Origin of the sequence: Acinetobacter lactucae (assembly GCF_013344765.1) — a bacterium.
Lineage (GTDB): Bacteria > Pseudomonadota > Gammaproteobacteria > Pseudomonadales > Moraxellaceae > Acinetobacter > Acinetobacter lactucae_A.
Window position 1 is genome coordinate 1 of the sequence record NZ_JABVBF010000131.1, and the last position, 9,813, is coordinate 9,813.

Annotated in this window: 9 protein-coding genes; 7 read left to right on the forward strand and 2 right to left on the reverse strand. The window is 37.2% G+C overall.

The features are described from left to right. The 7 genes from tssH to HUN22_RS12715 form a co-directional block, all read left to right on the forward strand. The coding region (gene tssH, locus HUN22_RS12685; protein ID WP_174729913.1) for a type VI secretion system ATPase TssH at positions 1-2,338 on the forward strand (2,338 nt) is incomplete at its 5' end. A gap of 22 nt (positions 2,339-2,360) precedes the next feature. Further along, positions 2,361-3,455 (forward strand): type VI secretion system protein TssA, encoded by a 1,095-nt coding sequence (gene tssA, locus HUN22_RS12690; RefSeq protein WP_174729916.1) that lies wholly within the window; start codon positions 2,361-2,363, stop codon positions 3,453-3,455. 16 nt (positions 3,456-3,471) lie between these two features. Beyond that, positions 3,472-4,836, forward strand: a complete 1,365-nt coding sequence (tssK, locus tag HUN22_RS12695) for a type VI secretion system baseplate subunit TssK (RefSeq protein ID WP_174729919.1) — start codon at positions 3,472-3,474, stop codon at positions 4,834-4,836. Between the two features lie 17 nt (positions 4,837-4,853). Further along, a complete protein-coding gene (icmH, locus tag HUN22_RS12700; RefSeq protein ID WP_174729921.1) occupies positions 4,854-5,660 on the forward strand; it encodes a type IVB secretion system protein IcmH/DotU in 807 nt (268 codons plus the stop codon). A 12-nt stretch (positions 5,661-5,672) separates the two neighbouring features. Then, positions 5,673-6,293, forward strand: coding sequence for a hypothetical protein (locus tag HUN22_RS12705; RefSeq protein WP_174729924.1), 621 nt, complete (start codon positions 5,673-5,675; stop codon positions 6,291-6,293). A gap of 7 nt (positions 6,294-6,300) precedes the next feature. Further along, positions 6,301-7,254, forward strand: a complete 954-nt coding sequence (locus tag HUN22_RS12710; protein ID WP_016144859.1) for a M15 family metallopeptidase — start codon at positions 6,301-6,303, stop codon at positions 7,252-7,254. Between the two features lie 9 nt (positions 7,255-7,263). After that, positions 7,264-8,421 carry a winged helix-turn-helix domain-containing protein gene (locus HUN22_RS12715; protein WP_174729927.1) on the forward strand — a complete coding sequence of 386 codons (1,158 nt, stop codon included), beginning with the start codon at positions 7,264-7,266 and terminating at the stop codon, positions 8,419-8,421. Positions 8,422-8,462: 41 nt separating this feature from the next. Here HUN22_RS12715 and HUN22_RS12720 read toward each other — a convergent pair whose 3' ends face one another. After that, complete coding sequence (locus HUN22_RS12720) at positions 8,463-8,921, reverse strand: GNAT family N-acetyltransferase (protein ID WP_217488174.1); 459 nt, start codon at positions 8,919-8,921, stop codon at positions 8,463-8,465. A gap of 287 nt (positions 8,922-9,208) precedes the next feature. Next, on the reverse strand, positions 9,209-9,813 hold a 605-nt coding region (locus HUN22_RS12725; protein ID WP_174729930.1), incomplete at its 5' end, for an epoxyqueuosine reductase QueH.

Consider the following 9,813-nt stretch of genomic DNA (forward strand, 5'->3'; position numbering starts at 1 on the left):
TTTATTAGTTGCGTTATTAACTGCGCCTGATTTATATCAAATTGCAACGAGAGCTTCGAGTTTATTTGATCTCTTACCAATTGATTCAATGAAACATAAGTTTCTTGAAATTTGTGAGAAGAGTGTTGAACAACAAGATGAGACAAAAACATCTTCTGATGAACCTGAACCAACAGACGCAACTGTAACAAATACCAAAACAGCTAAAACACCTGCGCTTGATCAATATACGATTAATCTCACTGAAAAAGCGAAAAAAGGCGGTATAGATCCAGTTATTGGGCGTGAATATGAAATTCGCTTAATGCTCGATATTTTAATGCGTAGACGCCAAAACAATCCGATCTTAACTGGAGAACCAGGGGTTGGTAAAACAGCTGTGGTTGAAGGTCTAGCTTTAAAAATTGCTCAAGGTTTAGTACCAAACGCCCTTAAAAATGTCCATTTACATGTGCTTGATATGGGACTGTTGCAGGCAGGTGCAAGTGTTAAAGGCGAGTTTGAAAATCGTCTAAAGCAAGTGATTCAAGAGGTTCAAGCTTCAGCTCATCCTATTATCTTATTTATTGATGAAGCGCATACTTTAATTGGTGCAGGCGGACAAGCTGGACAAAATGATGCTGCAAATCTTTTAAAACCAGCACTTGCGCGTGGTGAATTGCGTACGATTGCTGCAACAACATGGGCAGAATACAAACAATATTTTGAAAAAGATGCGGCATTGAGCCGACGTTTTCAGGTAGTAAAAGTAGAAGAGCCAACCGAAGAAGTTGCAGTAGATATGTTGCGTGCGATGATTCCAGTCATGCAGCAGCATTTTAAATTGCAAATTGATGATGAGGCGATTGTTACAGCGGTTCATTCTTCACATCGATATATTAGTGGTCGTCAACTTCCGGATAAAGCAATTAGTGTTCTTGATACGGCAGCAGCACGTGTTGCTTTGACTCAAAATGCTCAACCTGTAAAGCTTGACCAGTTAAAGGCCCAAGAGCATAACTTAAAGCTTGAACAGCAAATTTTAGAAAATGAACATCGTCAAATTCCAATTCATCATGAACGATTAGAAGCTTTAAAAGCTAATTTAGAATCTTTGCAAAAAGAGATCCATGAAACCCAAGAGCAGTGGCAAAAAGAATTAGAACTTGTTCATAAAATTCAAGAGTTAGAAGCACAGAATCATGCTAATGAGTCTGAAGCTTTCGATCAGATTAATCTGCTGCGTAAGGATCTTGCTGATATTCAAGGCCAGCAACCATTAGTATTTGAAAGAGTAAACTCTCAAATCATTAATGAAATTATTTCTGATTGGACTGGTATTCCTGTTGGAAAAATGGTTAACGATGAAATTAAGCAGATATTAACGCTTGAAGATAAACTGGGCGAGCGTGTAATGGGGCAAGATTATGCACTCACACAATTAGTTCAAGGGATTAAAACTTCGAAAGCAAAACTTGAAGATCCTAATAAGCCACAAGGTGTATTTCTTTTGGTTGGCCCAAGTGGTGTAGGTAAAACTGAAACTGCATTAACTTTGGCAAATGAATTATATGGTGGTGAGCAGCATTTAATCACCATTAATATGTCTGAATATCAAGAAGCGCATACAGTATCTTCATTAAAAGGTGCACCTCCAGGATATGTCGGATATGGTCAAGGTGGGGTTTTAACAGAGGCTGTTCGCCGTAATCCTTACAGTGTTGTGTTGCTTGATGAAATTGAAAAAGCTCATAGTGATGTTCAGGAACTGTTCTATCAAGTATTTGACAAAGGTACTTTAGAAGATGGTGAAGGACGAGTTATTGATTTTAAAAACACGACTATCTTGCTGACATCAAATGCTGGCTCAAGTGCCATTATGCAAGCTTGTTTAAATAGACCTGTAGAAGAATGGCCTACAGCTGATGAGTTGATTGAGCACCTAAAACCAAGTTTATATAAACAGTTTAAGCCCGCATTTTTAGGCCGAATGAGAGTTGTACCATATTTCCCACTGCATGATGATCTTCTTGTACGAATCATTAAGCATAAGTTAGGCAAAATCACAGCAAGAATTGAGAAACAATACGGAACACAAGTCCAGTATTCTGATGATTTGGTAGAGCTACTTTTAAGCCGTTGCACAGAAGTCGATAGCGGTGCGCGTAATGTTGATAATATTTTAAATTCTACAGTGTTACCTGCATTGGCTACAGAAATTTTGGTGGCTTTAGCAGAGCAAAAACTACCAAAAATTATCATGATTGATGCTAAAGATGATGAAATTCAATATGTACTAGACCCAGTTGCAAAAGCTGCTAAAAAAAGGACTAGTAAAAAATTGAAGTCAGAAGTTTAAAATTGAATAGAGCTAAAATTAGATGAATATTGATATTTCTGAACTACTTGAACCCATTAGTAATAGTTTACCTTGTGGTGATGACTTTTCGTTTTCTAATGAATTTCATGAAATAAAAAAAGCGAAGACACAAGATGATCTATTGCTAGATCAAGGTGATTGGGTTGCTGAGCGCAAACAAGCCGATTGGGACTTTGTAGCAAAGAACACGAGTGTTTTGCTAAAAGATAAAACGAAAGATATTCGCCTATTAACTTGGCTCTTAGAGGCTTGGACTCATCTTTATGGTTTTGAAGGTATGGCGAAAGGTTTAACTTTAAGCCATTCTATGCTTAATCAATACTGGCAGGAAATTCACCCTGTTATTGAAGATGATGACTTAGATCAACGCATTGGTTTATTACAGGGTTTAATTAATCAACTTCCGATGTTGTTAAAGAAAGTTCCTTTAACCAATACGGCTCCTTATTATAATTTGCTTGATTACGATAATTTTCTTTATCACGAAAATGTTCGCCGTAAACAAACAGAAGAATATGACAGTCAGTCGGGGCCATCGGAATTAGAACAATTTGACCAAGCTATTTTTAATACGTCTAAAACTTTTCAATATTCTAACTATCAAGATTTTAGTTCAGTGTTAACTGAGTGGGATGTTTTAAAGCAAACTCTCGATCATTTAATGGGACTAGATTCGCCAAGTTTTGCTGCGATTGATTCAGCATTTGAGACTATTCACAGCACATTACGCAAGATTTATAAAGCAGAAGCTTTTGGTACGGGGCTTGCGCCAGTCCAAGAACAGGCTACTGTCATCACGAGCTCATCTATGGAAAATCAAGTGCCTGTACAAGTTGTTTCAGATCAGCCTGCTTTTCAGCCACAAGCACAAACGCACTTGGCTAACCGTGAGCAAGCAATGAAAGTACTGCAAGAGATTGCAGATTACTTCCAAGCAAATGAACCTCATAGTCCTGTGAGCTATATGCTTCAAAAAACGATTAAATGGAGTCAAATGCCATTACATGAATGGTTAGCGCAAGTCATTAAAGATGAGCATCCATTACAAATGGTTCAGGAAATGTTAGGTGTGCAGCCTAAAAATGAATATGAATAAAGATTGGTAAAGACATATGTTTAAAGCTGAAAAAGTCCTGTGGGGTGAAGGTTTATTTTTAAGACCTCAACATTTCCAAATTCAAGATACCTATCATGAACAACGCCTAAATCATACGGTTCGTGCGGTTGTGCCTTTTTCATATGGTATTCAGAAATTAAGTTTCGATGAAGCTCAATTGAGTACACATATTCTTGCTCTTGAGTCTGTAGAGATGATCTGGCAAGACGGTGAAATTTATCAGGCGCCCGCATATGATCTATTGCCTGAGCCAATTTTATTAGATGATCTTAATTTACGTGGTGAGATGATAATCTATTTAGCATTGCCACTTTTACAAGCAAATAAGCAAAATCTCATTGATCAAAACCAAGCGCAAAAGGGTAGATATCAATCTCACCTTGTTGAGACGCATGATCTATTTACGAATGCTACCGAAGCAGATATTAGTTTGCTACGCCGCCGTGCTGTTTTTAAATTATTAGATATTCATAGTAATCCAGACCATAATTTAGATGGTTTTTTATATCTGCCGATTGGAAAAATTAAGCGTCAAAGTTCTGGTGCTTTTGAAATTGACCGAAAGTTTATTCCACCAATTTTACATGTGGATGCCTCTGAAACACTCATTTCAAACTTAAAAAGAACACTGAATGTTATTAAGGCAAAAATTAAAACCATTCAAACCAATAACCGAGAAAATGAACAGAAATTAATTGAATTCCGTTCAGGTGATATCGTTTCTTTCTGGTTAGTGAATGCCTTAAATACAGCTCATGCTGGTTTAAATCACTTTGTGCAATATCCGCAAATCCATCCAGAACGGTTGTTTTTCGAATTATTGCGTTTAGCAGGTTCATTATTAACTTTCTCGACAGCCTATGATGTTGATCAGCTGCCTGCTTATAAACACCATAATTTACAAGAAAGTTTTACTCAGTTAGACACGATTCTACGTGATTTACTCGATACGATTATTTCAAGTCGTTATATCAGTATTGCGCTTAAAGAGATCCGACCTTCATATTGGGTGGGAAGTCTTGAAACCGATAAGATCACTCGAGACACTCGACTTTATATTGCGGTATCAAGTAGTGCTATGCAGACCCATGAGTTGATCCAGATCGTACCTTTACGATTCAAGATTGGTAGTACTTTGGATGTAGAGCAACGTGTAGTTGCTGCATTGCCTGCAATTCCATTACATCATTTAATTCAGGTTCCAACCGCGATACCGGTACGTTCTGGTGTGAGCTATTTTGAAATTGAACCGCATCATGAGTTATATCAGCGCATGTTAGATTCAGAGACGATCTGTATTTATGTTCCAGCTGGTTTCCAAGATATCAGTATTGAATTGATTGCGGTCATGAACGCTTAACGGTAAAGGAGAGAAAAATGTCACAATCTACAGGCGCTCCTTCTTTATTTGACGATGGGCAAATTGGGACGGGTGGAAATAACAATAGCCAGTCGCAGGCAAAACTACAGGCAATTAATCTTATTGATTTATTGCATGATGGCTTTTATTTGGTTTTTTTAATTCGAAATCAGTATGTGCCAGCAGATGCGCACCAGTTTCGTGAAAAAATCTTAAATTTACTCAATCAATTTGAGCAACAAGCCAAAAAGTTACAATTTTCAGCTGATGATATTCATGATGCTAAGTATGCATTCTGTGCTTTGATTGATGAAACAATCGTAACGCAACAAGACCCAAGTTATTTTAATTTGCAAAATGCTTGGTTAATTAGCCCGTTGCAATTGAGCTTGTTTGGTTCTCAGTTAGCGGGTTATCGCTTCTTTGAAATTTTGGAGCAATTGCGAAGCCGTGGAAAAGAACGTCTAGCCGCTCTTGAAGTATTTCATTACTGTCTTTTACTTGGTTTTCAGGGTAAATACCGAATTGAATCTATCGAAAGTCTGAACCATTTAGTATCAAGAGTGGGTGATGAAATTGACTATTTAAAAGGGAAAAAAGTTGCATTTTCGCCGTTCTCGGCAATTCCCGATCAAATACGAAATATTATTCATCGCGAAGTACCTTTCTTTTGGATTTTGATCTTTTTATTGATTTTTGCATTACTTACCTTTGCTGGTTTAAGATTTATGCTGAATAATCAAAATGATAAAGCATTATCTAATTATCAAAATGTGATTTCTGCTCCGCAAGAGCAAGCACATATTACAATTTATTTACCTTGATGATGGAACGAAATGGCTCAGGAAAAACCAACTTCTATTCGAGTTTTACAATCGAATAAAAAAAAGCCGAAATCACCAGTACTTTATATTGTGATTGGTGTGATTGCCGGGGTATTTGTTAGCATCTCGCTATTCCTGTTCTTGTCTCAACCGAATTCACCAGAATCAGCAGCAATTGAGAGTAAATCAACAGAAGAGCAAATTTTAAATCAAGATGCTGCTCATTCTTCTGATGAACAGAATCAGGTTGCTGTAAGTCAAGACAACGAAACAGACTCAATGAGCCGTGATGGCTTTGAACAGCCAAAAGATAATGAATTAAGTAATATCTTTAAACCTGTTCCGCATAAAGCTGTTGCTGCGAATGAACAACGAGTTTCACCATTTGACGAACAGCTAACAGGCGAAAAGAAAGTTCAGGCTGTACCTCAACTACAGACAGGTGCAACTAAAACGGTTCAACCCAAAATACAGCCAGCTCAGCAAAAAACTGTGAGTAAGCCGCAGCAGCAAGTGGTACAGGCTAAACCCGTAATTGAGAGTAAAGCTCCAGCCGAACCAGAACCTGAGGTTGAGCCACCTAAGGCATCTGTAGATATTAAAATTACACGAAGTCCTTTTGCCGTGAATTAATGAACTGATGATGATCTTTCTCATTTTCTTTTGCTTTACATGTTTGGCAATTGGTTTAGCGTTTTTAATGTCTTATGAACTTAGGAGTAGAAGCAAAGATTTCGTTTTGTCATTACTGCCTCAAGGGCGTAAGCAGCTTAATCAGGTTAAACAATTTGCTCAAACCATGAATCAAGCAGCCGCTCCTGAAAAATTACAATCTCATTGGCATTTACAGCAATGGTGGATTGTAATTGCTGGCTTTTTTTTGTTTGCCAGTATATTAATTTTTGCTTTTACTCGTCCGATTAGTTCAACTCGAATTGAAGCTGAATATCTGAAAAAAACTGACCCTCAAATCTATGCACTTTTAAATGGTGAAATATTATCACCACCACCAGAAGTGGATGAAAGCTTAATTGAGGCCGCAATTGTTGAGGCTACACAGTTAGAGCAGCAATATTCGTCTCAAAATAGTGGAGCTATTAATTCTTCACCGATTGATAATGCAAGTTTCGATGGTCGAGCTATTCTAGACACGACTTTAGTCGATCGTAAATGGGACAAAATGAACCCACGTTATAAACAGCGTTTACTCATGGTGTTTAAAATCATGAAAGAACAATATGGTTATGAACTTGTTTTGCTTGAAGGTTATCGTAGTCCAGCACGTCAAAATATGTTGGCGGGCAATCCTAATACGACTAAAGCGAGAGGTTACCAAAGTTATCACCAATTCGGTTTAGCTGCTGATGTAGCATTTAAACGAAATGGGAAAGTCGTTATTTCTGAGCGAGATCCGTGGGCGATGCAAGGCTATCGATTATATGGACAAGTCGCCGAATCGGTTGGTCTGACTTGGGGTGGGCGTTGGAAATCTATCCAAGATTATGGGCATACCGAATTCCGTATGCCAGGCTTAAGAAAAACTCAAGAAATGGCAGAAAAACTTATTGCTGAAAGTTCGAATGAGATAAATTAAGGATTTTCTATGATCTCATCTTTGAAACAGCTTACTTTATTCAATCAAGGCCTAGGAAAAACCAGTCGATTTGCAAAAGGCTTGGAAGGCACTTTACAGGCGATTGAGCATTTAGGATATGTGCAAATTGATACCATATCGGTTGTGGAGCGAGCTCACCACCATATATTGTGGAGCCGAGTGCCTGATTATGATTTAAGCCATCTCAATAGTTTGGTACGTGAGCGCCAGATTTTTGAATATTGGTATCATGCCGCATCTTATCTTCCTATGAAAGATTATCGTTATGCGCTGCCTGCCATGATGTCTGTCAGGAAAGGAGAAAGCCGTTATTTTAATAGAGGCGATCAGCACCTCATGGATGAAATTTTGGCACGTGTTCGTGCTGAAGGGAAAATTCGATTAAGAGATATTGATAAAAATAATAAAAAGGGTTTAGGAAACTGGTGGAATAGTGGACCAGGCCGCCGTGCTTTTGAGCAGTTATATATGCAGGGTGACTTGATGATCTGCGAACGTAACGGAATGGAAAAAGTCTTCGATTTGACCGAGCGCTGCTTGCCTGAAAATATTGATTTAAGTATGCCTACGCTTTATGAATATGCGCAGTATTTATTTAATAATACGCTTCGAGCACATGGTGCATTCACATGGAAACAATTAGTTCATTTAAAGAAAAATGATTTGAAAGAAATGATGCGTGTCGTTTTGAAGGAGCATATTGACGCAGGTGTAGTATCTGCAATTAAACTTGAGAATGGTCAAACTTTATATGTTGATACTGCTGCAATAGAACAAAAGCTTACTACTGAGTTCGGTTTAAAAATACTTTCGCCTTTTGATAACTCGCTTATTCATCGTGACCGTTTAGCTTCTTTATTTGAGTTCGATTATCGGATCGAATGCTATGTACCAGTAGCCAAACGGACATATGGTTATTTTTGTTTGCCGATCCTATATCAAGATGAGTTGGTAGGCCGAGTAGATTGTAAAGCCCATCGTTCTATAAAAGAATTAGAAGTGATTAGCCTACATGTTGAAAAAACAGTAAAAAACAAGGCGCTCTTTTTTTCCGAATTGGAGCAAGAACTCAAGCGTTTTGCAGCTTTTAATCAATGCTCAACCATTAATGACAAAGTGATTAAGCTTATTCTTGCTAAAATTTAAATACCAAAAAGCACTCCAGCTTTTGGTATTTTTTACTTTCTTTAGTTCAACGGCATACGGTATTGAATAATTCCTGGTTTTTGCGCAATCCAGTCATAGAGCTTTTGGGCGGTTTGGTTGTTTTCTTGAGTATGCCAATATAAGCGCTCACAGTTGTGTTCAATTGCTTGCTTTTGTACATATTCAATGAGTTGCTTACCAATATGTCGTCCACGGACTTCAGGTGATACATACAGATCTTCTAAATAACAGTAATTATTTTCTGCCCAAGTAGACCGATGAAACATATAAGTGACAAAACCTAAGATATGTTCTGTATTTTTGGCAACGGCGCAGTAAATTAGTTCTTTTTCTTCGAAAAATCGCTCCCAAGTCTTTTTTGTTATATGAAGAGGCAAATTGACCTGATAGAAATTTTGATAGGCAAGCCAATATTTTTCCCATTCTAAATAGTCTTGCCGCCGTACAGGAACGATTTCAATAGTTTCATTTTGAATCATAATGACACTTCATTCTTACTGATTGATTAAAATTATATTTTGAATATAAATGGCTTATATAAACATTCAAGTATTAAAAACTAACACAATAAATCTGAGGAGAAAAGAAATTACTTATTCTGATTACTTTTTAAAATTTATTAATCTTATTTTAAGCTAACTTAATTATTCTAATAATATCAAAGCTCAGTACAGTACACCTTTTGGCCACATTCTCCAGATGTGGCCTTTTTTTATTAGCAATAAATATAGCTTAGAATGAATTAATTTTTTAAGAGAAATAAAATTTAATCTTCTTCCATAGCATTACTATAAAATTTAACACCTAGTTTAATTCGGTCTCGACCATTACTCATACGCCAACGATTGGTGTCACGCAAAGAATATACACAACCACAATATTCCTGCTGGTAGAATTCCTCTCGCTTACTGATTTCAATCATTCGACTAGAGCCACCGTTTTTTCGCCAGTTATAATCCCAATATTGAATATCTGGATAATTGGATGCTGCCCGAATTCCACAATCATTAATTTGAGTCATATTTTTCCAACGTGAAATTCCTAGCGAACTACTGATAAGGCTAAAGCCATGTTCATGTGCGTAAAGGGCAGTTCGTTCAAAACGCATATCGAAACACATGGTACAACGAATACCACGTTCTGGTTCATCTTCCATACCTTTGGCTCGAGCAAACCAATTGTCTGTATCATAATCTGCATCAATAAAAGGAATATTATGTTTTTCTGCAAAACGAATATTTTCTTCTTTGCGGATGAGATATTCTTTTACTGGATGAATATTAGGATTATAAAAGAATATTGAAAATTTAATTCCAGAGTCAATTAATGCTTCCATGACTTCTCCTGAACAAGGAGCACAACAAGAGTGAA

Bases quoted from the DNA above. Each gene is read 5' to 3' on its own strand.
- tssA (WP_174729916.1), top strand. From the start codon at position 2,361: ATGAATATTGATATTTCTGAACTACTTGAACCCATTAGTAATAGTTTA.
- tssK (WP_174729919.1), top strand. From the start codon at position 3,472: ATGTTTAAAGCTGAAAAAGTCCTGTGGGGTGAAGGTTTATTTTTAAGA.
- icmH (WP_174729921.1), top strand. From the start codon at position 4,854: ATGTCACAATCTACAGGCGCTCCTTCTTTATTTGACGATGGGCAAATT.
- HUN22_RS12705 (WP_174729924.1), top strand. From the start codon at position 5,673: ATGGCTCAGGAAAAACCAACTTCTATTCGAGTTTTACAATCGAATAAA.
- HUN22_RS12710 (WP_016144859.1), top strand. From the start codon at position 6,301: ATGATGATCTTTCTCATTTTCTTTTGCTTTACATGTTTGGCAATTGGT.
- HUN22_RS12715 (WP_174729927.1), top strand. From the start codon at position 7,264: ATGATCTCATCTTTGAAACAGCTTACTTTATTCAATCAAGGCCTAGGA.
- HUN22_RS12720 (WP_217488174.1), bottom strand. From the start codon at position 8,921: ATGATTCAAAATGAAACTATTGAAATCGTTCCTGTACGGCGGCAAGAC.